Genomic DNA, 24,038 nt, shown 5'->3' on the forward strand with positions numbered 1-24,038 from the left:
TCATTTTAAAGATGGTTCTCTCGGCCCGGCATCTGAATAAGTACTTCTATGATCCCGAGAAGTTTCGGGTGTTGAACGACATTACGTTTGATATACAACAGGGTGAGTTTGTCTCGATCGTAGGCAAATCGGGTTGTGGCAAATCGACGCTGCTGTACCTGCTCTCAACGATGGATACCGACTACGAGGGGCAGATTGAATTGGCCGGTACGTTGCTGACCGGCCGTAGCCAGGATTTTCTGGCGCATTTCCGGAACGAACACCTGGGCTTCGTGTTTCAATTTCATTTTCTACTACCCGAATTCACCGCCCTGCAAAACGTGATGCTGCCCGCCCTGAAACTGGGCAAATACACGGCAGGTGAGATCGAAGAACGGGCTATGCAGAAACTCCGGCTGGTGGGCATGGCTGATTACGCCCGTAAACCAACCAGCAAGCTATCGGGTGGGCAGCAGCAGCGGGTGGCTATTGCCCGCGCGATGGTCAACGACCCTACCATCATCATGGGCGACGAACCCACCGGTAACCTGGACAAGGCTAATACGAATAATGTATTCGGTATTTTTCGTGATCTGGCCGCCCAGGGGCAGACCATCATTGCCGTTACGCACGACCCCGACTTTGCGGCCGGCACAGACCGGATTATCGAGATGTCAGACGGGCAGATTGTAAAAGCATAGGCCGATTGAGTTACCGAATTTATTTGATCGATAAAATATTTTTTACAAATAGTTATAAATACAAACATCCGTACTGCGCGCAACACCGTTAGTATAGTCAACTGCACGTCGTAAGTACGTGGTTACAAAAGACTTACTTAAAAGTCCCTATAAAAAAGTAAGTAAAAAGCGATGAAGATGTGACCATGTGTTAGGGGCAAAGTCTAAGGATTATCACTACGTATAATGCGCTAAAATTACCATGAAACTCACGCGTTCTTATCCTGCTAACACCTTTACGCACTCGTTTGATTGGGTAAATACACTTACCTGGAGTGTCGTTGCACTGATCGCCACAGTTCTAAGCAGTTCACTCATCCTTTTGGTCACTAGCGTCATCTTTGGCTGATCGGTGCTGAGTGTAAAGTGAGTCGCTGATTAATTGCTACTTGCCAATGCAAAACCGGCTGAAAATTGAGTCGAGCAGATCGTCGGTAGTCACTTCGCCGGTGAGCTCGCCCAACTCGCGCAGGGCCACGCGCAGATCCATCGCCAGCCAATCGGCCGACGTACCTGCGTCGAGTGCGCTCAGGGCGCGGGCAATGGCTTCATCGGTGGCCAGCAAGTGCTGCAAATGACGTGCGTTCGTCACGACCGCGCTACCCGTCTGCATGGCGGTATTGCCCCGTGCCTGTGCCGATAGAGCCACTTTCAGCGCGTCGATCTGTGCATCTTTGGCCGATATCCACAAAACAGGCTGATTGTCGCTCAACGCCTGCCGGTTGGCATCCGACGTTGCGTCGGCTTTGTTGCCAACCAGCACATACGGTTTGCCCGACCTGTTCAGCTCGGCTACCATGTCCTGTAATTCATCGGGTGTGGTGGTGCTACCATCGAACAGGTAGACGACCAGCGCGGCTTTCTCGATCTGCTGCCGGGTACGTTCCACGCCAATTGCTTCGATCGTATCGGTGGTGTCGCGGAGGCCCGCCGTGTCGATCAGCCGGAACCGGATGCCGTCGATGAAAAGTTCGTCCTCGATGACGTCGCGGGTGGTGCCGGGAATGTCGGAAACAATCGCCTTTTCTTCGTTCAACAACGCGTTGAGCAGCGTCGATTTGCCCGCGTTGGGTTTGCCGACGATCACCGTCGGAACGCCGTTCTTGATGACGTTACCCGCCGAGAACGACTCGATCAGCGGCTGAACAACTGCCCGGATAGCCTGCATCAGTTGCCGGAGCTGATCGCGCTTGGCAAACTCGACGTCTTCTTCGCCGAAATCCAGTTCCAGCTCAACCAGCGCTACAAAGTCGATCAGTTGCTGGCGCAGGTCTTTCAACTGCTTTGAAAAACCACCCCGTAGCTGACTCAGCGCCGCCCGATGGCTCGCCGCCGAGTCGGCCGCAATCACGTCGGCTACGGCTTCGGCCTGCACCAGGTCGAACTGCCCATTCAGGAAGGCGCGTTGGGTAAACTCGCCGGGTTTGGCCAGCCGGGCGCCCGCCTGCGTGAGCTCGGTCAGGATCTGCCGGATGATGTATTCCGAGCCGTGGCACGAAATCTCGACCACATCTTCTTTGGTAAAGGAACTTGGGCTGCGGAACACCGTGACGAGCACTTCGTCGATCAGTAGGCCGGCTGCCGTACGAAACGTGCCGAAATGGGCCGTATGGCTTGGTTGCTGCGTGAGGTCTTTGCCCCGAAACAGCCGGGCCGTCAGGTCAATAGCGCCGTCGCCCGACACGCGCACGACGGCGATAGCCCCAATGCCGGGGGCCGTAGCCAGCGCCGCAATAGGTTCGAGTTGGTGGATCAAAATAAGTTTTAGGTTCAACGTCCAATGTCCAAGGTTGTACGTCACGTCATAGTAGACGTTGCACATTGGACGTTGGACCTCACACTGTTTTTGGTATCAGTTTGGGGAAGATAGGAAGTCGGTTGACCACTCCCACCAGCGACTCTTCGACCGGTACGTTGGGGATGCCCAGCGCGTCGGCATGATCGGAGCCGAGGAAAAAACGCATTTGAGCGGCCGCGAGGTTCCGCGTCGACGGGTTACCGCTGATTGTTGCGATGGCATCGAGCAGCGCTTTGGTCAGGCCCCGCCCCGCCTCTGAGGCGGCAAACTGCCGCCGCGCAATGAGCTTGTCGAGGTGAAAGGCCTCGCGCAAGTTGCGGGGGAGGAGTTCGTCAGATACCCCGTTGATAAAGCCGATTACGTTGATGTGGTGCAAATAATCTTCCTCGTCGGCCTCGGTCATGGGTACGCCCATTTTGCGCAGCCCCCGCAGCACGATGTAGCTGAAGGCGCCCATCGTGCCGACCATGTCTTCCTGGCAGACCGGTACGCCCCAGGCCTCGTTCCAGCGCGGCACGCCGTTGGTATTAGCCTGATAGGCGTACCAGCGGGCAGCGGCGTGGATTAGTCTGATTTTCAGGGTGTAGGCCACGGCTTTGGGGGGCGCATTGTGGGTTGAAGGGCGCAGCCAGTTTTTGGGTTCATTGACCGCAAAAACCCACTCGCCCGTTTCCTGAAGGCGGCGCGGTGTGTCGGTCTTGATGCGTTCGGTGAGCCAGAGCAACTGAATGCCGTTGGCACCCAGGTACGTGTAGGGTAGCGACAACGTACCCAGCGCAAGGCCAATGGCACCGGCATGTCGCTGAAAAAACGCCATGCCCCGCTGCATGCGCTTCCCGTCGGCCCAAGCGGGCAGGTGTGCGTAATCGACAAAAAATTGCCGCACGGCCTCGGGTTGATCAGCTGTGTCAACGGTATCAGTATTAGCCAGCCAGCGCATCAACTGCCCCACGGCCGGGTGGTGCCCCTGCGCGGCTACGGCGGCAATAACGGCATCGGCGGGTGGGTCGCCCTGCAACCGGGCATTAGCCAGTTGGGCATCCGTAAAAACGCGGGTCGGTTTGATGGCGATCATACCGGTACAACAACGCGAACGGTGGATGGGTTGCCGTTCCTACAGGTTGATTTGCAGGCCATCGTAGCCGAGCCGCACGCCCTCGGGGAGGGTCTGGTTGACCTCGCGGTGCAGGCCCATCTGATGGCTGATGTGTGTCAGGTACGTTCGTTCGGGCTGTATCCGTTCCACCAGAGCCAGCGCCTCGGCCAGCGTGAAATGCGACAGGTGTGGTTCGAGCCGAAGGGCGTCGAGCATCAGCACCCGAGTGCCGCGCACTTTCTCCAGCTCGCTGTCGCTGATGTAATTAAGGTCAGTCAGGTACGTAAAATCGCCGATGCGGAAACCGAAAACCGGCAGTTTGTGGTGCATCACCTCGATGGGTAGAATCGGGACACCCTGCACCTCGAACGGCTCATTGCGGATCACGTGGGTAGTGATGCGGGGAACGCCGGGATACCTGAATTCGGCAAAGATGTAGGCAAACTCGCGCTCCAGCTGCTGCAACACACTCTCCCGGGCATAGATGGGCATATCCTGCCCCGACCGGAAGTTGTAGGCCCGCACCTCGTCGAGACCGGCGGTGTGGTCTTTGTGTTCGTGCGTGAAAAGAACGGCGTCGAGGGTCAGCAGGCCCAGGCGCAGCACCTGCTGCCGAAAATCAGGCCCGGTATCGATCACGAAGCTTTTCCCTGCTACGGCAATATGAACCGACGTGCGGAGTCGTTTGTCGCGAAAGTCGACCGACCGACACACGGGACACTGACAGCCGATCAGCGGAACACCCGATGACGTGCCCGTGCCGAGGAGGGTGATGCGCATAAAGAGTGAAAGTGTGAAAGAGCGAAAGAGCGAAAGACGTCAGGCAGCACTCTTTCACTCTTTCTTCTTTCACTCTTTATTTATCAGTTAGGTGGTTGACGACTTCAACAAGGCGGTCAAAATTGAGCGGTTTCACCAGCACATCGTTGAAACCGGCTGCCTTGAACTCTTCCTCGGTGTAGTTGCGGGCGTTGCCAGTGATGGCGACAACGGGGATATTCGCCTTCGTTTGGTCGCTAAGGGCACGTACCTGCCGAACGCACTCCATGCCATCCATAACGGGCATGTTGATGTCGAGCAGCAGAATCGAGAAGTCCTCTTTGTCAAGAATTTGCATGACCTGCTCCCCATTCTTTACCGCCGTGATGTCGTAGTTCTGAAACTCCAGAATTTTGCGGGCCAGGTTTTGAATAACGGAACTGTCTTCGGCGATCAGGACGCGCTTCGAGGATGCCATACGGGTAAAAAGGTCTGTTTTAGGTCGGTGAAATTAACGCAAAAAGACCAACCACCGCCACCCCAGTTTAAAATCAGCGGGATAAATTTTCGCTACACGGGTAGCTATTGCGGCGTGCTTTGGCTAACTTTATCTGGCTTGCCTATCGTATTTATCGGTTTTATCTGTGGGCAACAAACAACGGGTGAAACCGGCCTCTTTGTGTAATCAACGACTATGAAACTAACTGGGCCTCAGGGTAATTTTGAACTGAATATACTCGACTATGAGTATAGTGATTCGGCTGATTTTCTGGATCGTAATTGGTTAATCGTCAGTTTGGTAACAAAGGAGGGCGAGCAGCAATCGACCCGTACGCTAACGTTTCTGTCGACCTGGGAATTGGAAATGCTCCACGACTGGATGCAATCGGTGATCGACAACGCCGAACTGGCTCCCAAGTTGACCTTCATTGAACCTACGCTAAGTTTTTGCAATCTGTCGGACGGGAAGGAACATTACGTGTTCCGCATTCGCATGAGCGACAACGCCACCCCTGCCTGGCACGACGACGATACCCGGCCCTATTGGCTTCCCGTGACGCCCAACAAAGACGAACTGCGGCAGGCCATCGGCGATCTGGCCCGTCAGCTCGACAAGTTTCCCGTGCGGGCCTGATTCGCCTCTTTACCAGACATACGTACCGACACTTCCGCCCGGCAGGGTTGCGATGATGGATCGCCGACCTTGCCGGATCGTGACTGTTTGCGGGGTATCCCGTTCATTCTGTACGATCAGCACCTTTTTTCCGTCGGGCGTTTTGAACGCCACAGAAGGCAGGGCGCCCAACTCGGTCGATCCAATCCTGACCGAACCCGGCCTGACAACTTTCGACGCGTGGGCGATGATGTAATACGCTACGTTGCGGGTTATCCGGTTGCCGTCGATGGTCAGTGCCCCCAGGCATTCGGTACAGCCCCCGTCGGTATGCGGATTCAGGGCCGGATCGGCGGCCAGGTTCCACTCCAGCACCGTCCGGCACCAGTTGCGGGGTGCCCCGATGATCAGGTTCCTAACGTGCCAGTTCAGGTCGCCCTGAAAGGTGCCTTTAGCGCCCGTCCACTGCTCGGTGAAATACAGATTTTTGGTTGGAAACTGGTCGTGTACCTTGCCTAAAGCGCTGATCGGGCCGTTGTAGAGGTGAAAGGCGCTTCCGTCGGCATACTGCGCCGCTTCCCGATCGGCCAGAATGTCGGTGACGTATTCGGGGTGGTCGGCGTTGTGGTCGTAGAGAATAATTTTGGTCGACAGCCCCGCCTTTCGGAAAGCTGGTCCCAGGCTTTTCTTTAGAAAATCGGCCTGCTCGGCGCTGGTCATCAGCAAGCTCGGGTTGTTGCCGGGATGCAGCGGCTCGTTCTGGATCGTGACGGCGTCGATGGGAATGCCTTCAGCCTGCATCGCCTGAACGTACCTGACGAAATACTGGGCATACACGTCGTAACAAGCCGGTTTGAGGCTGCCTCCCTTCGAACTGCCGTTCGTTTTCATCCAGACGGGCGGTGTCCAGGGCGTGGCCAGAATCGTCAGCCTGGGGTTGATGGCGAGCATTTGCTTCAGGACCGGCAGCAGATCGGCTCGTTCGGGTTCCAGGCTAAACCGGCTCAGCGTGAGATCGGTTTCACCCGCCGGTACGTCGTCATAGGTGAACACGCGGTCACTCAGGTCCGACGCCCCGATGCTGATGCGCAGGTAACTGATGCCGATGCCATCGGGGCTGATCAACTCCCGCAATAGGGCAGCGCGGTCGTCTGGTTTCAGCCGGTTGATCAGCATGGCGCTGCCGCCCGTGAGCGTGTAGCCGAATCCGTCCATCGACTGAAACGTCTGCGTCGTGTCGACTTCGATAACGGCCCCCTGACTGGCTGTCGGGCTAAAAGCGAATCCCTTTTGTTGTTGAAAAAACAGGTTTAGGGCCGGCGCCGTTAGCCAGCAGGCCACATCCGCTCGGGCAGATGTAGTCGGGGCGGTCGAAGGGGTTTGGCAGGGGGCGATCGAGCCGCCCAGCGTTACCCAAACTGGTAACGCCAGCCAGCGGCGCCAATGCCTAAAACGGGCTAATGTTGTCATGCGGGAAAGCAGGTACGTTGGCAAATAGGTAGGTTCGGTTGAGCAACGTACCTGGGTTAGGGTCTGGGCGTGGCTAGAAACTCGGCGAAGGCGGCTTCGAGGGCCTTTAACTCCTGCGCCAATTGGCTCGTATCCTGTACTTTAAGCTTACCCTCGGCTTCGCGGGCAATACGGGCCAGCCGGGCAACGCCCACTGTGCCCGCGCTGCCTTTCAGCGTGTGCAGGTGGCCCTTGACGGTGGCAATGTCGCCCGCCGCAAAGGCCGACAGCGACTCGGTGACCAGTTCGGTAGCCTCGGTAACGAAGTCATCAAACACACTCTCGACCAGTTCGGCCCCGCCAATGTCGCGGAGCTGCCCCAGAATGTCATGGTCGATGATCGGTTCAGCCTGGTAGGGAAGCAGCAGGGGAGAGGGCGCAAGGGGCTCGGGACTGGGGGCTGGGGGCGTCGTTGGGGGCGCTTCATTTCGTGGCGTTTCGCCTGGCACGCCCTTCCCCTGGCTCTTGATCAGGTCATTGACTTTAGCAATCAGGCCCTGCGCCCGGATGGGCTTGGGAATGTAGTCGTCGAGGCCCTGGCTGAGAAACCGCTCGCGGTCTTCGCGCATCGAATAGGCCGTCATCGCCACAATGGGCGGTAGCTGATTGTCGAATTGCTGCCGGAGGAACCGCGTCGTTTCAACCCCATCCATGTCGGGCATCTGAATGTCCATAAAGATGATGTCGAACGGGAGCATGGGAGAGAGGCCGGCCTCCCGTTCCTCCATCCTCCTTTTATACGCGTCGATTGCTTCGGGGCCGCTTGAAGCCGTCGTGACCTCGCAGCCGGCTTTACGCAGGATTTCGCTGGCGACTTTTCGGTTTACGGCGTTATCGTCGACCAGCAGAATCACGGGGTGATAATCGGTGAAGAAATCGGTCACCTTCATGTCGGCGGCGGCTTCCTGCGGGCTTTGGGTAGGGCTGATGGCCGTTTCTTTTAGTTCAACCGTGAACCAGAACGTACTACCCATCCCCACCGTCGATTCGACGCCCACTTCGCCTTTCATCAGGTGGGCCAGTTCTTTCGAAATCGAGAGTCCCAGCCCGGTACCGCCAAAGGTTTTCCGCGACGACGTATCGACCTGGCTGAACGAATTGAACAGCAGCCCGATGTTCTCCGGCGAAATACCGATGCCTGAGTCGCGCACTTCCACCCGGATCCGGTTGAATTTACCCCGCTTGCTCACCAGCGACGCCGCCACCTCGACAGTGCCCTGCTCCGTGAATTTCAAGGCGTTGGACGTTAGGTTCGACAGAATCTGCAACAGCCGGGTCTGGTCGGCAATGACGTACTGAGGCAACTCGGGCGTCAGCGTGTAGAATAGCCGGTTTTGCTTGGCGTTGGCCTGCTGCCCGAAGAGGGCGATCAGCTTCTCGAAAATTTCGGAGAGCGTAACCGGTGCTTCGTGGAGTACCATCTTCCCCGCCTCAATTTTCGACAGGTCGAGAATGTCGTTGAGGATGTTGAGCAGTGTTTCCGACGACCGGCGGATGGTGCGGACATAGTCGCGCTGTTCGTCGTTGAGGACGGTGTCGTTGAGCAGATCCACCATGCCGATCACGCCGTTCATGGGGGTACGTATCTCGTGGCTCATGTTGGCCAAAAACCGCTCTTTCACCTTCAGTGAGCGTTCGGCTTCTTCTTTGGCCTTCACCAGTTCGGCCGATTGCCGCTTCAGTTCGGTGATGTCGCGGGCCAGCGCCGCCACCACCGAGTAGCGCCCGTCTTCGTCTTTGAGCAGCAGCATGTTGAACATAAACTGCCGTTCGGTCCCGTCTTTGCGGCGGAGGGTGGCCTCGAAATTCCGTACCGACCGGGTACGTACCAGCTTGAACAGCGCCCGCCGGATGACACCGGGGTCAACGAAGTAGTTGAGCGCGTTTTCGCCCAGCACTTCGTCGGGGGTATAACCGCTGCGTTTGAAGACCGAGGGGCTGACCATCGTGACGTGGCCATGCCGGTCGACCCGCACGTAGATGTCCTGTAGGTTTTCAAAAATGCCCCTGAATTTCTCTTCGCTGCGTTCGAGGTTGAGCTGGGCGACCTTCCGGTTCGTGATGTCGCGCGCGATACCCGACACTTCCTCGATGACGCCGCCCGTGAGCAGAATGGGGTTCAGGTGAAGTTCAAGCCAGCTTTCTTTACCCGCCACCTCGAAACGCATCTCAAAGTTCTGCCGCTGCCCGCGGAACGCCTGCTTATAGCGCTCGTCGAGCAGCCGCCGATTGTCGTCGCCCACGCCGCGCCAGCCTTGCTTTTCGGCGCTGAGAAACAACCGGGGTTTTTCGTTGGTCAACTGCTCGATCAGTTGGGCGTAGTTCTGGTTGAAGGTCGTCAGCTGCATTGCCTTGTTGACCGACCAGATCAGGTACGTACTGCTGTCGAAAATGGCGTTGAGCCGGGCCGTTTGCTTGTTCAGGGCGGCTTCGGCCTGTTTGCGGGCGATGGCCAGCGCCACCTGCCCCGAAATGAATTCGAGCAGTTCAAGGTCGCGCGGGCCGTAGCGGTTGGGGTCATTGTATGACTTCACGCCGATGATGCCCGTGATTTCATCCCCGATCCGCAGCGGGGCCGTCAGCATGAGCTTGGGCTGCTGTTGGCCGTACAGATCGATCTGGTGTTCCTGCGCGAGCCGGTAGATGTCGGTATCGTGCAGGAAAAGCGGTTTGTTGGCCCGGATCGTGTATTCGGTCAGGCCGCTGCCGAGGCGCTTTTTGGTGAAGCGCATGTTGCCCTGAAACGACTCATCGACGTAGTAAGGGAAGATGAGGTAGCGTTTGCTTTGGTCGTAAAGGGCGATAAAAAAGTTGCTGGCATCGATGATGTTGCCCAGCTCGCGGTGAACGCGCTGGTAAAAATCATCGAGGTTGGGCGTGTTGAGCGTCCAGCTGGCAATGCTGTAATAGAGTCGTTGCGCTTTTTCGGCCCTGATTTTCTGCGTGATGTCGCGCAGAATGCACCGGAAGGCAGTGGGTTTTCCCTGATCATACCGACAGTTGACGCTGCCCGACAGAAACAACGTCCGGCCTTCTTTGGTCTTGAACACGGTTTCGAACGATGGGTTCGGCTCGCCTTCCTGCACCCGCTGTAGCCGGTCGAGGGTGCTCTTCACGAAGTCGGGGTGCAGCACGTCGAGCAAAGAGAGCGAGGCAATCTGGTCGGCGCTGTAACCCAGAACCTCACGCCAGGCCCGGTTTACGAAAATGAACTTGCCATCGAGGGTGATCAGTTGAATCAGGTCGCTGGTGTTGTCGACCAGGTCCTGCAACTGCGCGTTGGTGTTGCTCAGCGCCGAGGCGACCCGCCGTTTGTTGGTTAGGTCTTCGCCGATGAGCGTAAAGGCGTCGGTGCGGCCACCGGTGCCGCTGGGAATGAAGGAGTTGAGGTGAACGTTACGGGTCGATCCTGAGCGGGTCAGGATATGGATTTCGCGTTGCTCGGGGAAGCTACCCCGCAGCAAGGCTTCCTGAAAGAGTTTTTTCAGCGTGGTTCGGTCGGCGGCGGGCACCAGCACCTCGAAGAAATTCCGGCCAATAATTTCGTCCATCGACCAGGCCGTCACCCGTAATGTGTACGGGTTTACGTACGACACCGAGCCATCGTGTTCGACGGTTAACCCAATCAGATTCAGCTGATCGACGGTTTTTCGTACATCAAAAGGTTGGGTGGTGATCGTCATCAGAAACAGAGGGGCTCGTTTGTGGTCATTGGTGGTTACTCATCGCTACTCCTGGCAATGAGTAACTAAATTACTTCAAGACAAACGGATTAGCCAGCAAAAGGACGAATGCATTGAAAAAAGGCGGGAATAAATAGAACGGACCAAAGCCGGAAAGCGCCCCGATGCCTGATCGTCCACGGCCACTGGTAGCAAGGGGCGTAGGTACGTTGCCTGTCGCCATTGGAAGGAATCAGGCCGTTAATAGATACGGACAGTGTGCGCAAAAAAAGCGTAAACAGAGACAGCCTAATCGATTAATTCCGGTTTAACTGTTGATGTGTTCGCGTGATCAAAAAGAGAAAACGAGTTGACTCATCTTTGTGCGTTTTTGGTTTTCAATTACCAAAACAAACCCGTTAGTAAGCTGGCTTTCAGGAAACGTAGATAAACGTATCATTTAGACAAATAGCCGCCGATAAAGACAGCATTGAAACGCATTTGTATATATTAAATCTCGATTAATTGCTACACCAGAAAGTAGGTACTTACTGAACACATAATTTTGTTTGTTGTGATGGTATTGTGTTGTAAATCAGCTGATTGATTAGGGGGTTTTAGATTAAAAACAGTTTGCTGGTTCGCTAGAATTGCGAAACAATAAACGATAGGGTGGGTATATGTACTACGCAGAGCCGATGAGCGAATTGTACCCACGTCGGGCATTTAGACCACCCTGTATCGGTTCGTCTTAACAGGAAGTATCGTCATTAATTTCAACTCAACGTCATCATAAGTTGCTGGTTATAAATGAGAAAAGTTGCTGCCGCGTGCGTTTTTTTGATGCCTCATTTTACGCACCTAGTCGCGTTTTCTCGCTGAAGGCGTCAAACCCAATCAGCTAAGCCCGCGAAACAACCCCAACACTGTCGGCTGGCCGCAGCGACTTTGCCCCATTCACATCATCACATTCGTCTACATGGTCATTAGTAGTATCTGGATTATTGCGTTGCTTGCCATTGCCGGCATTATTATCCGTCCGTTTAACGTACCTGAGTTTGTCTGGGCCGTGGCTGGTGCCGTGTTGCTCCTCCTACTGGGCCTGATCACGCCGACCGACGCGCTGGCGGGCATCGGAAAAGGAACCGATGTGTATCTGTTTCTGACGGGTATGATGCTGCTGGCTGAAACGGCCCGTGATCAGCAACTCTTCAACTGGCTGGCGGCGCTGGCGACCAACCGGGCCGATGGGTCGGCCGGGCGACTGTTTACGCTGGTCTATCTGGTCGGGATCGTGGTCACGACGTTTCTATCGAACGATGCGACGGCGGTCGTGCTGACGCCGGCGGTGGCAGCGGCGGTGAGGGCTGCCAACGTGGAGCGGCCATTGCCTTACCTGTTCATCTGCGCGTTCATTGCCAACGCCGCATCGTTCGTGCTGCCCATCTCCAACCCGGCCAATCTGGTTATCTACGGCACTCATATGCCTTCGTTGGGGCACTGGCTGGCGCAATATGGGCCGCCCTCGCTCGTGTCGATTGCGGTTACCTATGCCGTGTTGCGCTACACCCAGCGGGCGAGTTTGCAGGGAAGCGTAGCCCGGGCCATTCCGGTGCCTGCGCTGCCTGCGGGGGGAAAGCTGGCGCTTGGCGGTATTGCCCTGACGGCGCTGGTGCTGCTGGGGGCGTCGGCGCTGGATGCCGAACTCGGCCTGCCGACAGCCGTGGCGGGTGTGCTGACCTCACTGGTCGTATTGGCTAAAGCCAGAACGAATCCGTGGCGGGTAGTCAGGCAGGTGTCGTGGTCGGTGTTGCCGCTGGTGGCCGGTCTGTTCGTGCTGGTGGAAGGACTCAATAAAACGGGCCTTGTTGGCTATCTGGCGGCATTGTTGCAGCAGGAGGCCGCGCAATCGATAACCCAAACGGCCTGGCTGAGTGGGGGCGGTCTGGCCCTGGCCTGTAACCTGATGAACAACCTCCCGGCGGGCCTGATCGTGGGGTCGGTTATTCAGGCTGGCGCCGTGCCTGACATGATCAAAAGCTTTCTGCTGATTGGCATCGACCTGGGGCCGAACCTGTCGGTAACGGGGTCGCTGGCGACGATTCTGTGGCTGGTGGCGCTACGGCGCGAGGGCCTACACGTCAGTGCTTGGGCGTTTCTCAAACTAGGTATTCCGGTGATGCTGCTGGCCCTGTTGGCCAGTCTGGCGACCGTATGGGCTTATTACCAACTGCCTTGAGAGCGTAACCAGCCGTTGCCCAGGCAGCGAGCGGGCTTAAGAAAACTTAATGCTTTGTTCAGGTTGGCCTCAGTTGGCGCCGATAGGTTTGCCAGCGAAACTAACTCGTTAACGCCCATGCAAACGAACCAGATTGCCCTATATACCGCCCTGCTGATAGGCACCTGTATGACATCGATTACGCACGCCCAGAGTCCGGCCGCTTCGCCGGCCCCGCCAAGTCAACTGGCCGGTGGTGGACCAACACCACCCCGTCCTGGTGGGGGGCACCCGATTCAACCCCAGGCGATTATGTCGCTGACGACGCTGTCGGGAACGGTGGGCCAACTGACGGCCAACGAAGACGGTATCCTGAACGGCTTTACGCTGAACACCAACGCTACGCCGCAGCCCGTGCGGTTTAGTACCCACCTCGGTCAGCAGGTCGAGGCGGCAATTAAAGCCGGCAGCCGGGTCACGGTCATGGGGTACAACAAGGTCAGCCCGCAGGGGGAAACGCTGTTTCAATTGGTAAAACTGGATGCGGGAAAAACGCAGCTGGTGGATGCGCCTCCGGCCATTCCCCAGCCGCCAACGACGCCCAGCAGACAGACGATCAGCGGTAAGGTGACCGACTTTCAGTTGGACCGTGAGGGCCGGGCCAACGGACTGGTTCTGACCGATGGAACGGTGGTGAAAATGCCGCCGCACGTAGCCGGGCAGCTAACGACGCTGGCGCCTAAAGGAAGCACCGTGACCGTGGACGGCTACGCCCAGCCGCTGGGCGACGGGCAGGTCCAACTTCAGAAGCATACGATCGTACGCGCCTCCGTGCTGACGGTGGGCGGGCAATCGTACCTGATTCAGTAATGATCAGGCCGGGGCCGGTCGAGGCTGGCTCCGGCCTGATTGATTAAGTGCCTGTCGCGACGAGGGCACATCGCGAATAGGTTGGCGACCCAGCCGGGGCATCGTGCCCGATAGATTACCAGTACTCAACGCTATACGATGATCGATACACTACCTGCTTCCCGCACCCGGCAACCGGGGAAGGGCACCCTGCGTGCGCTCGACGCCGCCAACTTTTTTCTGGCCGACGTCCGCGACGGCCTCGGGCCTTACCTGGCCATCTACCTGCTCACAACCCTGCACTGGGATGCCCAAAGCATCGGTATTGCCATGTCGGTCATGGGCATTGCTACCGTGGCGGCCCAAACCCCCGCCGGGGCGCTGGTCGACCGGACGCGCTATAAACGGCTGTTTTCGGTCGTGGCTTCCCTGCTGATTGCGTCGGCGGCGTTGCTAACCATCTCGTTTCCGGTATACGGTGTCATTATCGGCGGGCAGGTCGCCATGGGCGTAGCGGCAGCCTGGTTCACGCCCGCCGTGGCGGCCATCACGCTGGGGATCGTCGGCCCGAAGGCGCTGGACGGGCGCGTTGGCCGCAATGAGACGTTCAATCACGCGGGTAACGTATTTGCCGCCTTGCTGGCCGGTCTGATTGGCTACTACGTCAGCAGCGCCGGTATTTTCGTCTTGCTGTCGGTCATGTCGCTCATCAGTAGTTTCTCCATCTGGCAGATCCAGGAAAAAGACATCGACCATGAGCTGGCGCGGGGTTGCCCCGACGAATCCGGCGACAACGATGCGGACGATAAGCCTTCGAGCTGGCGGGCTGTCTTTGGCAACCGCTCCGTTCTGTTTTTTGCGCTGGCCTGCGTGCTGTTTCACTTCGCCAATGCGGCCATGTTGCCGCTATTGGGGCAGCGACTGGCGCAGGGTATCGATGCCGGTACGTCGTCGGCCTACATGTCGGCCTGTATCATCGTGGCGCAGGTCGTGATGATTCCCGTTAGTCACTGGGCCGGTAAGCTGGCGCCATCGGGTCGTAAACGGCTGCTGCTGATCGCCTTTGCCGTACTGCCCATTCGGGGCCTGCTGTACACCCTCACCAACGAACCCACGCTGCTGGTCGCTATTCAGGTGCTCGACGGGGTGGGGGCGGGCATCTTCGGCGTATTGTCGATACTGGTCGTTTCGGACCTGACGCGGGGTAGTGGCCTGTTCAACACCACTCAAGGCGCCATTGCCACCGCCGTGGGGCTGGGGGCGTCATTGAGTAACGCCTTCGCGGGAAGCATCCTGCAACGGAGCAATTACAACACGGCCTTTCTGGTGTTGGCCGGGATTGCCGTAGCTGCCGTGGCCGTACTCTGGTTTTTTGTGCCGGAAACGGTTGACAAAAGGGCTTGATACAAGCCACCTGAACAACTGAATAAACACGTTTTTATGAACCGATTTTACTGCGTAGCAGCGAGCCACTCGCTGTTGGGAGGGCTACTTATGCTATCGGCAACTAGCTGTATGACTGGTCGGCGGGCGTCAGAGGCCCTGCAACGGATGGCGCAGGATCAGTGCGCGATCGATTCGAGCCATACGTCTGGGTACGTGTTCCGGCCGGCCGCGCTCCTGGCGGGCTCTGCCGACGAAACCCTGTTACGGGGCCGCTACGGACCGCGGGCGCTGCAAATGGCGCAGGCGGTGGGGTTGATCCCGCTGCTGGTGCAACTAACCCGGTTGGAGGCCACCGAAAGCAGCGCACTACCGGCTGGGCAACCGGAAGCCGCGCCATCAACCACGTACCTGGCCGTGCGGCAGCGGATTACGGATCAACTGCAACTTGCTACCGCCGACATTGCGACGGCCGCGGCGCTGCTCGACTGCGACACCAAGCGGGCTACCCTGACGGCCACGTTGCTGACGCGCCGGGAGAACGTCCGGGAGAAACGCATGACCATCAGTGCCATTACCATCGGGGCCGTCGCCATTATCGGGGCCAGCCTGCTGAACCTGCACGAGCGGCACGTGGCCGCAGACTGGTTGCATGTGGCCGGGGGCCTAGGCGAAGGTGGGTTGGGCGTGCTGGCCCTGCGCCAGAAACCACCCCGCATTGCCTATCTGCACGGTCGCAACCCACTGCGCGACATCTGGGAGCGCCCTGATCAATCGACTCAGTTTGCGCCTTTAGTGTGGTTTTATCTGAACCAGCCCAAAACCGGTGTAACCGGCACGCCCCGGTCGGTCGCCGCTGACTTACGCGAACGCTGGGAGATACTGATCGCGCTCGATGCCGTTGGAAAACGCGCCCGCAAGCCTCACCACGAGGTTGCTTACTTCGGCGAGGGAGGTGACTACGACGCCGAAGCGCTGACGTTGCGCGCCACCATGGTGGGGCAGCTGGAAACCGAAATCAGACTGATGAATAATGACTTAACCATTCTGCTTAACGAAATCGTGAGCCCCAAAAAAGGCCAGGCACCGCGTCGTTGAGGCATTGGGTGAATTAATTCTTTCTTAAGCCTTTCTTCATACGGGCTGGGGATTTTTGGTTCGTTAAACCGACGAAACCAATGAAACGAATCATCCTCACCGCCTCCGTGCTGGTAACGATGCTGATCACGGGCTGTAGCCCAACCGCTACGGTCAACCCCGATGAGCCATCGGTAACCAACGCCCGGGCCGGTGCCTCGAGCCAAACCCTTGCCCTGATTACGCCGCTGCCCACCTCGACCTTGCCCGGTGGGGTAAAAACATACCTCGACCAGAATTACGCGGGGTATTCGCTCATTAAAGTGGATCGCAGACGGGAGCCCGGCACCACGACGCTGACGGGGACAACCGTAAAATTCCTGCAAAACGGGACGGTGATTCGTCTGGATTTCGACGCCAGCAACGCCCTGGTCGCTAAGCCCGCCGGGCCCCAGGGTGGTCCAACGCCGCCAGCGGCTCCCGCGGGCAATCACTCGGTCAGCTACCTGGCGCGGCCGGAATTGCCGGCAGCCGTGGCCAGCGTCGTTACCAGCAGTACGTATGCTGCTTATACGTATGGTTGGTCTGAACTGCACGTTCATGATGGCGTGACGCAGTACGATGTTAAACTGTTTAATGACAACCTGCCCGTAACGTTGCACTTAAGCGCCAGCGGGGCCACTGTCACCCCGGCACCGCCCGCCGGTCCGGCAGCTCCTGGTTCGGGTACCGCTACGGCACCAGTATCGGGTACGGCCACGCCGCCTAAACCGGCTGGTCCGGTGTCAGGTACGGCTACGGCGCCTAAATCACCCGTACCGACTGGTCCCGGTTCATCGACGGCTACGCCACCCGCGCCCGCTAACCGCACGTTTATCATGGACGCCAGCAAGCTACCGTCGGCAGTGGGAACGTACCTGCAAACGAATTTCAGCGGGTACACCTTCCTTGGGGCTGAACTGGCAACGCCACCGACGGGCGCTACTGGCGAGTATACGCTCGACATCGCCGTAGGTAAGCAACTCTACAAGGTCCGCGTTACGGCAACGGGCGAACTGGTAATGGCCGAAGCCCGCAGCTAGCCGGTTACCAACCAAACCGTGTCAATTTTGCGAGGGGATGTTCGTCAGGCGGGCATCCCCTCGCTGCTAGGTAGTCGTATCTCGGTCCGGAACCGACCTTCCGCGCCTGAAACGTGCAGCGTGCCTTCCATGAGTCGTGTCACCTGGTGGCTGATCCACAAACCAAGCCCATAGCCATCATGGTGCGGGTCAGCCTGGTAGAATTCGCGACTGAGTTTGTCTGGGTCGGGAATCGGGGCGGTGGTCTGGTTGCTCAGCGTCCAGCTCAGCTGATCGGCCTGCTGGGTCAGGCTGAGGTCGAGGCGGGTACCGGGCGTCGCATATTTCACGGCATTGTCGAGCAGGTTCAGCAAGACGTTGGTCAGCTTATCCAGGTCGGCCCAGGCGGTCAGGTGGTCAGCGGTTTCGTCAAACGAAATCGCCAGGAACAGGTGACGTTCGTTGAGGGTTCGCTGATAGCGTTCGGCCAGGTGGAGTGTCAGATCGTCGAGAGCAATGCGCTCGGGGCGAAGACGCAACGTACCTGCCCGCAATTGACTCATCGCCAGCAGATCGTCGACTAGTCGGCTAAGGCGGCGTAACTCGGTTAGCTGGCTGTGCAGAAAGCCCCGCTCGCGATCAGTAATGGCCTCGCGCAGCGTGACTTCGATCTCCGTGCGAAGGATGCTCAGCGGGGTCCGAAGCTCGTGTGAAGCGGCCGCAAAGAAAGCGTGTTGCGTATCGACAGCCTGCCCGATTCGGGTCAGCATCTGGTTGATGGTTTCGGCCAGTTCCTGCAATTCATCGCCGGAGTTGGGAATGGGGATGGGCGTGGTGTGCTCGGCCCGACTGACCGACTGAGCGGAGGTAATGATGGCCCGCAGTGGCCGCAGGAGCCAGCCACTCAGCCACCAGGCGCTCAGCCCCGACACCAGTATACTGGCCAGCAACGTGAGCAGGAGCAATAAGCCCATACTGCGTAGCTCGCGGTGAAGCGGTCGGCTGCTATGGCCCACCAACGTAATGAGCGTGCCGTAGCCGTCGTCGGCGTGGCGCACCGAACGGGCCAGCCGGAACGTGTCGGCTTCAACAACGGCGGCACTTGTCAGCAAGGATGAATCGGCTGGAAAGCGGGGCGATTGATAGAGCCGTTTGCGGGCGTTGCCACTGATCAGCCACAGGGCCATCACCTCGCCCCGGTCGGGTAGGGGAATGACCAGCGGGTATACCGAAGTGCGGTCTGAGAGCCGCCCTGCCCGTTCGGCAAGGGTGCGGTTATCCTGCTCAACCAGCACCGCCCTGACGCGTTTGAACAGGTACCCGGCGGCCCCGGTGAACCCCAGAAAAAACGTAGCCCCGAAAACCAGCCCCATTTTGAAGCGGATGCTGCGGGCCGGGCGGATGGCGGTCATCATGATTATGGGCCGGGTCAGGCAGACGTCAACGTACCCCGCAGCCGGTAGCCAACGCCCACCACCGTTTCGAGCAGGGGTGTCGCGAAGCCTTTGTCGATTTTTTTGCGAAGCTGATGCATGTGCACTTCCACCACGTTACTACCCCGGTCGAAATCCGAATCCCAGACTTTCTCGGTCAGTTGGGCCTTGGACAGCACCCGCCCCGGCTGGCGCATAAACTGCTCCAGCAACTGAAACTCGCGGGGTGTCAGCGCGATGGATTTTCCGGCACGGCTCACTTCGCGGGTTGTCAGGTCCATGGTCAGATCGGCCACGTGCCAGATAGGCAGACGGCTACCGGCCTGCCCCCGCTGCACCGTTCGGATACGCGCCAGCAGTTCGTCGAGTTCAAAAGGTTTACGCAGGTAATCGACGGCCCCCAGATCGAGCCCCCGCACCACGTGTTGCGACTGGTTGAGCGCACTCAGAATCATAACCGGCGTGTCGATGCCGAAGTCGCGCAGGTTACGTAGCAAATCGAAACCGGTGGTGCCGGGCAACATCAGGTCGAGGAGAATCAGGTCATGGGTGCCCAGCGCCGCCTGTTCTAGTCCGGCTGACCCGGATAGGGCCACGTCGACCGAATAACCCGCCTGATTGAGCCCTTTTTGCAAGTGCAGGGCTAGCTTCTCTTCGTCGTCGATCAGGAGTATTCGCATTTATAACGCAAACGTTTGTCCGTTGATAGTCAGTGTTGTGGGGTGGAGTAAGGTCCGTCCCGTTTTGTTTACAAACCCCGGTTCGGTGCGCTCGTAACCCGTCAGTTCCAGTCGACTCACCCCCACCAGTAGCGCCTGAATCGACTCGCCCTGATGGGGTTTGAGTTCGATCACGAACCGGCTGGTTAGCAGCGCCACCAACCGACCGGCCTCGTCGCGCAACTGACCCGTCAGCGGCTCTTCGGCCTGGGTCAGTCGGCCCCGGGTAGGCAGGGGTGGTGGAACGTCGGCAATCTGAACGCTCGTTTTTCTGGCCTGCTGCTGAAGGCGCACCAATTGGTAACCAGGACCCGCAGGTGCCTGTGCGCCACCGGGGGGGGCGGGTGGTTCCGGTGGGTGGGGTGCTCTGACCACTGTGGCGCTGACGGCCTGTCCTACAGGGGCGAGCTTCAGCACCTGCGCGGCCGCGTGGGGCGGAAACCGGATCCACAGCACACCGGCAGTGGTACGCAGTTGCAAGCCATCGTAATCGCCAATTCGGTTCGCCATATAACCCTGCACCCGCCCCGACAGCGTCTGGGAAGGCTGCGCGCTCAGGGCGAATGTCCAGAAAAGTCCGATACAGGTGTAGCGATAGCGTCGGTGCCAGTTCATGAGTGGGAAAGGTAGGCGCCTGCTATGAAGAAGGGCTTAACCTGCTATTAAGAAAACTTCAGGTACGTGGTTAGGAGGCTAATTCGATCGAAGGATCCCACAGGCGGTTCTTGAAGTCGACCACGGTGTCGTCGTCGACGGCTACGCCTTCGGCTTCGAGCAATTCCTGCATGCGGGTAGGAGAGCCAAAGAAGTTTTTGCCTGATAAAATGCCCAGCCGATTCACCACCCGGTGTGCCGGTACGTCGTCGCGGCCGTGGGCGGCGGTCATGGCCCAGCCTACCATGCGCGCACCGGCCCGCAGGCTGAGATACTGGGCAATGGAGCCGTAGGTGGTGACGCGGCCAACGGGCACCTGTTTGACCACCTCATACACATCCTCGAAATAGTCGCGCTGCGGATCGGCCACCGAACCGTCCGCCGTGGTTAGTTTTCGTTTGTCAGCCATACACGAAAGTACGACCAAAACGCACCGATCGCGCCGCTTACGCGTTTCAGATCCATACCGCTATCGCCTCGACGACTATGTCTACGCAACGCCTCGTGCTGCTCCTGCTGGCGGGTGTCAGCCTGTTTATCTGCAACGCCAACCGGGTGTTTACCAACGCCCCAAAACCCGTGGCGGTCATCGAACTCTTTACGTCGCAGGGCTGCTCAAGTTGCCCCGCCGCCGACCGCCTGCTGGGCGAGACCATCCGGCAGGCCAACGCCGAGGGGCAGGCTGTGTATGCGCTCTCCTTCCACGTCGACTACTGGGATCGGCTGGGCTGGCGCGACCCCTTCAGCGGGCATCAGTACACCGAGCGGCAACGCCGCTACGCGCAGCTGTTCAAGCTCCAGACGGTCTATACACCGCAGGCCGTGCTGAATGGCAGGCAGGAGTTTGTGGGTTCCAACCGGGCACGGCTTAAAGCTCTGATGGACAATGCGTTGCAGGACGGCGCGCGCGTGGGTGTCCAACTCGCCACGCAACGGAAAGGCAATACCATCACGGTCGACTATAGCCTCACGGGTAATCTGTCAGGTACGTTGCTCAACGTCGCCTTAGTGAGTGGGTCGGTCAGTACGGACATAGGGCGGGGCGAAAATGCGGGGCGCAAGCTCGTGAACAACAACGTGGTGCGGGCTTTCGCTACGGTACCCGGCCGGGAGCACGGGCAGGCTACGCTCGTGGCACCCGCCAACTTCGATCCGGACGACGGGGCGGTAATCGCCTACGTGCAACAGGAAAAAACGCTGACGACGCTGGGGGCCAGCCAGATTGCGCTGAGGTGAAACCGCCCCGCGCTCGGTTAGCGCGCCGGTAGTTTTTTGGCCTGTGCTTCCAGAATCAGTTGCAGGCTGGCGGTTTCGGGCGTGACGTGCGCGAAGGTGCCCTTGCCCCGTTCAGCTAATTGCTTGAGACGCTGCCCCATGATGGGGTTCTTGCCGAAGGTAAATACCGTCAGGTAGATGTCCTGCCGGGCAAAGTCGCTGATGAGTTGGGTCGTTTCGTCGCTGACGGGGAATTCGCCATCGGTGGCCAGCACAATGCGGTTGTTGCCCGCCCGGAGGTAGTTTTTGTTCGCCACTTTATAAGCGAGGCGCAGGCCTTTGTTGCCGTCGGTGTCGCCATCGGATTCCAGCTCGTCGATGACGCGGGCAATGTCGCTCGCCCATTTGCCCGACGTTGGTTCCAGCACTACCCGCGCTTTGCCCGAATATACCACCACCGAGATCTGGTCCTCGGGCCGAAGCAGCTTCAGCAACGATTTGATAGATCGTTTGAGCAGGGGCAGTTTCTCGGGCGCGTCCATCGACCCCGATACATCCAGCAAAAACACCATGTTGTTGGCCGCGAAGCCAGCCAATGAGGGCACCACTTCTGCCGGGCGACCACGGTCGACGTACACCGTATCGACCCGGGTACGTTCCACATACACCGTATCACGGCCCGCTACGGTCTTTTGCGGGGCGGAGCCCGGTTGCTTGGCGGGTTTGTCGGCTCGGCCAAGGAGAGGCTGGTCGGCTGGCTGGGTACGTTGCGGCGACGGAGGTAAACCGCCCGACGCGGCTACCCGCTGGAAAACAAACACGTCGGGTTGGATGACGGCTTTGAGCAGGGGCTCTTTGGCCAGTTCGGTGAATCGGTTATAGTCGTCGACCAGGTGATTGAAGCCGTAATAAACCGATTGGTAGGGGTGTTCACCCGTTCGCGCCAAAAGAGGCCGGGCCTTTCTGATCTGCCCGGCCAATTGAATAGAGGCTTCGGCAATGTCTTCGTAGCGCGAGTAGGGGCACAGGCCGTTGCTGCGGCCCAGCCGGGTTAGGTTGTTCAGGTTGGCATATTCGTTGGCGATCAGGTGGCGAGCGGCCGAGTCGATCGGGGCGGTTGGCGGCAGTTGCGCGGCGCGTAGGCTGTAGAAGTCCCTGACGCCAAACAGGGCGGCTTTATCGTGGTCGAGCAGGGCAAGTAACGCTTTGCCCGATCGGTTCCAGGGGCTGGCTGGCACGGCAACCCGGTAGCGCTCGAACACGCGCCGAACATCGGCGTACAAGGTTTCTTTACGCTGATCGAACCGCTCGAATAGGTAGGCGTAGCGGTCCAGAATGGCGTCGGCGCGCTGCCACCGATCCTGTTGGTACTGCTTGCCGGTGGTGTAGCCTGTTAACTCAATACTCAACTGATCCAGCTCGGTCAGCATCGCCAGCAAGACCTCGGCCTGCGTCGTCAGCGACGTACGGTAGGGCTCGGGAATCGCCTGGCTGTTGCGGAGCAGCAGGCGGTAATCGGCCGTGGGTACGTGGTAGTTGTCGTGTGAATAGGTCAGGTCGGCTCTACGTTGGGGCCGATCGCGGTACAGGGCTATCGACGACTGGTAATCGCGGGCGACGACCTGAAGCTGATGCAACTGCCGCAACGATTCGTTGATAACGTCGACGTAAGCGTTCAGCACCCGGAACGTACCTGAGCTGATGGGTGTAGTCGCGGGCTGGACCGTAAAGGGTGGGGCTGGTTTATCGGTGAACGGCGTCGGCTGGGTACGTGTCGGCGGCGCATCGGGCTGGGCGGTTAGCCGAAACCTGGGGCAGTAAGTGGGGTAGTTGAGCAGCGGCCTGGCCGACTGACTGTAGCCAACAAAGGCCCGATGGCTGGCGATGAGGTCGCCGTTGACGTGATTGATCAGGTCCAGGTAAACCTGATTGCCGTACCTGGCCGACTGCCGGGCGGCAAAGGTGTACTCATTGACAGCCTGCCGTTTTACGGCCTGAATCGCCCGTAGCGCTTCCCGGAAACGACCGACCATGTCGGAAGCCGGATAGGCGAGTTGGGCATTGGTCTTCCCGAAACTGGCCAGGGCTTCCTCGTCGGCCAGCAGGCTTTGCTGCACCCGCTCTACGGGCCAGGCCGTGGGCTGGTCGTCGGTCAGCACAAAGGAGAGCGAGTCGAGCAGGCGCTGCTGTTGGTGCAGAATCTGCTCCATCTCGCGCTGCGTCGCCAGATAGGGGTTAGTTGGCTGGTGGGGCACGTACCGGTTTTGGAGCTGCGCCAACTCCCGGGCCAACGCATCGCGGTCTTGCCCGCATTGCTCGGTCAGGGTTTGCAACTGGGCCATCAACGCCGCTGACCGGCTCAGGCTGTCGCGCTCATAGTCCTTCAGGCGCACGTAGGTTTCCAGCGCCTTGCCAGTTTGGTCAAGCTGATTGAGGCGTTGCCACAGGCGTTCGGCAGTGGCAACGAGCGGTTTCTTCTCCGCGGCGGTCAACCCCGTCCCGGCCAGCGCTTTCTGGTAATAATACGTCTCTAGCGGCCCCGACGACGGCAGCCGGAGCGACCGGTCGGGGTGGCGCTGGTAGTGCCTCACCTCGTCGTGATAGGCTTTGAGCCCGTTCAGCCGCGCCAGCACCAGCTCAGCCGACTGGTTCAGAAACGCCACAAAGCCGTTTAGCGTCTGCGTGGGTGTTTCGGGTGGCGGGGCGGCCCAACTGAGGCCAAGACCCAGCACGAACGTAAGGAACAGAAAGAGGGATCGCATAGGCCAACCA

The 24,038-nt window shown here is 58.7% G+C and carries 19 protein-coding genes; 8 read left to right on the forward strand and 11 right to left on the reverse strand.

The window, feature by feature from the left end; translation table 11 throughout:
* Positions 1 to 11 precede the first annotated feature (11 nt).
* On the forward strand, positions 12 to 680 hold the full coding sequence (locus FAES_RS11175; RefSeq protein ID WP_041258837.1) for an ABC transporter ATP-binding protein: 669 nt from the start codon (positions 12 to 14) through the stop codon (positions 678 to 680).
* A gap of 424 nt (positions 681 to 1,104) precedes the next feature.
* Here the strand turns inward: FAES_RS11175 and mnmE are convergent, their stop codons facing one another.
* The 4 genes from mnmE to FAES_RS11195 form a co-directional block, all read right to left on the reverse strand.
* The gene (mnmE, locus tag FAES_RS11180) at positions 1,105 to 2,472 is read right to left on the reverse strand and encodes a tRNA uridine-5-carboxymethylaminomethyl(34) synthesis GTPase MnmE (RefSeq protein WP_229364563.1); all 1,368 of its coding nucleotides are present in this window, start codon (positions 2,470 to 2,472) and stop codon (positions 1,105 to 1,107) included.
* 82 nt (positions 2,473 to 2,554) lie between these two features.
* On the reverse strand, positions 2,555 to 3,592 hold the full coding sequence (locus FAES_RS11185) for an oxygenase MpaB family protein (RefSeq protein ID WP_015331319.1): 1,038 nt from the start codon (positions 3,590 to 3,592) through the stop codon (positions 2,555 to 2,557).
* 39 nt (positions 3,593 to 3,631) lie between these two features.
* Positions 3,632 to 4,393 carry an MBL fold metallo-hydrolase gene (locus FAES_RS11190; RefSeq protein ID WP_015331320.1) on the reverse strand — a complete coding sequence of 254 codons (762 nt, stop codon included), beginning with the start codon at positions 4,391 to 4,393 and terminating at the stop codon, positions 3,632 to 3,634.
* Positions 4,394 to 4,469: 76 nt separating this feature from the next.
* Complete coding sequence (locus FAES_RS11195; RefSeq protein WP_015331321.1) at positions 4,470 to 4,850, reverse strand: response regulator; 381 nt, start codon at positions 4,848 to 4,850, stop codon at positions 4,470 to 4,472.
* 216 nt (positions 4,851 to 5,066) lie between these two features.
* Here FAES_RS11195 and FAES_RS11200 point away from each other — a divergent pair, with 216 nt between their 5' ends.
* Positions 5,067 to 5,507: a WapI family immunity protein gene (locus FAES_RS11200; protein WP_015331322.1), complete on the forward strand. Its 441-nt coding sequence runs from the start codon at positions 5,067 to 5,069 to the stop codon at positions 5,505 to 5,507.
* A 9-nt stretch (positions 5,508 to 5,516) separates the two neighbouring features.
* Here the strand turns inward: FAES_RS11200 and FAES_RS11205 are convergent, their stop codons facing one another.
* Entirely contained in the window at positions 5,517 to 6,956 is a 1,440-nt protein-coding gene (locus FAES_RS11205; RefSeq protein WP_015331323.1) for a glycoside hydrolase family 30 protein, read from the reverse strand.
* A gap of 56 nt (positions 6,957 to 7,012) precedes the next feature.
* Positions 7,013 to 10,678, reverse strand: coding sequence for a PAS domain S-box protein (locus tag FAES_RS11210; RefSeq protein ID WP_015331324.1), 3,666 nt, complete (start codon positions 10,676 to 10,678; stop codon positions 7,013 to 7,015).
* 958 nt (positions 10,679 to 11,636) lie between these two features.
* Between FAES_RS11210 and FAES_RS11215 the strand changes: the two genes are divergently transcribed.
* The 5 genes from FAES_RS11215 to FAES_RS11235 all read left to right on the forward strand — a co-directional run bounded on the left by FAES_RS11215 (position 11,637) and on the right by FAES_RS11235 (position 17,266).
* On the forward strand, positions 11,637 to 12,896 hold the full coding sequence (locus FAES_RS11215) for an arsenic transporter (RefSeq protein WP_015331326.1): 1,260 nt from the start codon (positions 11,637 to 11,639) through the stop codon (positions 12,894 to 12,896).
* A 117-nt stretch (positions 12,897 to 13,013) separates the two neighbouring features.
* Positions 13,014 to 13,745 carry a hypothetical protein gene (locus FAES_RS11220; protein WP_015331327.1) on the forward strand — a complete coding sequence of 244 codons (732 nt, stop codon included), beginning with the start codon at positions 13,014 to 13,016 and terminating at the stop codon, positions 13,743 to 13,745.
* Between the two features lie 138 nt (positions 13,746 to 13,883).
* Positions 13,884 to 15,128, forward strand: coding sequence for an MFS transporter (locus FAES_RS11225; protein ID WP_015331328.1), 1,245 nt, complete (start codon positions 13,884 to 13,886; stop codon positions 15,126 to 15,128).
* A gap of 36 nt (positions 15,129 to 15,164) precedes the next feature.
* On the forward strand, positions 15,165 to 16,205 hold the full coding sequence (locus FAES_RS11230) for a hypothetical protein (RefSeq protein WP_148289341.1): 1,041 nt from the start codon (positions 15,165 to 15,167) through the stop codon (positions 16,203 to 16,205).
* An 80-nt stretch (positions 16,206 to 16,285) separates the two neighbouring features.
* Entirely contained in the window at positions 16,286 to 17,266 is a 981-nt protein-coding gene (locus tag FAES_RS11235; protein ID WP_015331330.1) for a hypothetical protein, read from the forward strand.
* Between the two features lie 44 nt (positions 17,267 to 17,310).
* Here the strand turns inward: FAES_RS11235 and FAES_RS11240 are convergent, their stop codons facing one another.
* From FAES_RS11240 to FAES_RS11255, 4 genes are all read right to left on the reverse strand, one after another.
* Positions 17,311 to 18,660 (reverse strand): sensor histidine kinase, encoded by a 1,350-nt coding sequence (locus tag FAES_RS11240; RefSeq protein ID WP_015331331.1) that lies wholly within the window; start codon positions 18,658 to 18,660, stop codon positions 17,311 to 17,313.
* 14 nt (positions 18,661 to 18,674) lie between these two features.
* Positions 18,675 to 19,358 carry a response regulator transcription factor gene (locus FAES_RS11245; protein ID WP_015331332.1) on the reverse strand — a complete coding sequence of 228 codons (684 nt, stop codon included), beginning with the start codon at positions 19,356 to 19,358 and terminating at the stop codon, positions 18,675 to 18,677.
* Entirely contained in the window at positions 19,359 to 20,012 is a 654-nt protein-coding gene (locus FAES_RS11250) for a hypothetical protein (protein WP_015331333.1), read from the reverse strand.
* 70 nt (positions 20,013 to 20,082) lie between these two features.
* Positions 20,083 to 20,460, reverse strand: a complete 378-nt coding sequence (locus tag FAES_RS11255; RefSeq protein ID WP_015331334.1) for an MGMT family protein — start codon at positions 20,458 to 20,460, stop codon at positions 20,083 to 20,085.
* 77 nt (positions 20,461 to 20,537) lie between these two features.
* On the opposite strand from FAES_RS11255, the gene FAES_RS11260 reads away from it, so the two are divergent.
* Complete coding sequence (locus FAES_RS11260; RefSeq protein ID WP_015331335.1) at positions 20,538 to 21,287, forward strand: DUF1223 domain-containing protein; 750 nt, start codon at positions 20,538 to 20,540, stop codon at positions 21,285 to 21,287.
* A 17-nt stretch (positions 21,288 to 21,304) separates the two neighbouring features.
* Here FAES_RS11260 and FAES_RS11265 read toward each other — a convergent pair whose 3' ends face one another.
* Positions 21,305 to 24,028 (reverse strand): VWA domain-containing protein, encoded by a 2,724-nt coding sequence (locus tag FAES_RS11265; protein ID WP_015331336.1) that lies wholly within the window; start codon positions 24,026 to 24,028, stop codon positions 21,305 to 21,307.
* Positions 24,029 to 24,038 lie beyond the last annotated feature (10 nt).

Source organism: Fibrella aestuarina BUZ 2, from assembly GCF_000331105.1.
Taxonomy (GTDB): Bacteria; Bacteroidota; Bacteroidia; order Cytophagales; family Spirosomataceae; genus Fibrella; species Fibrella aestuarina.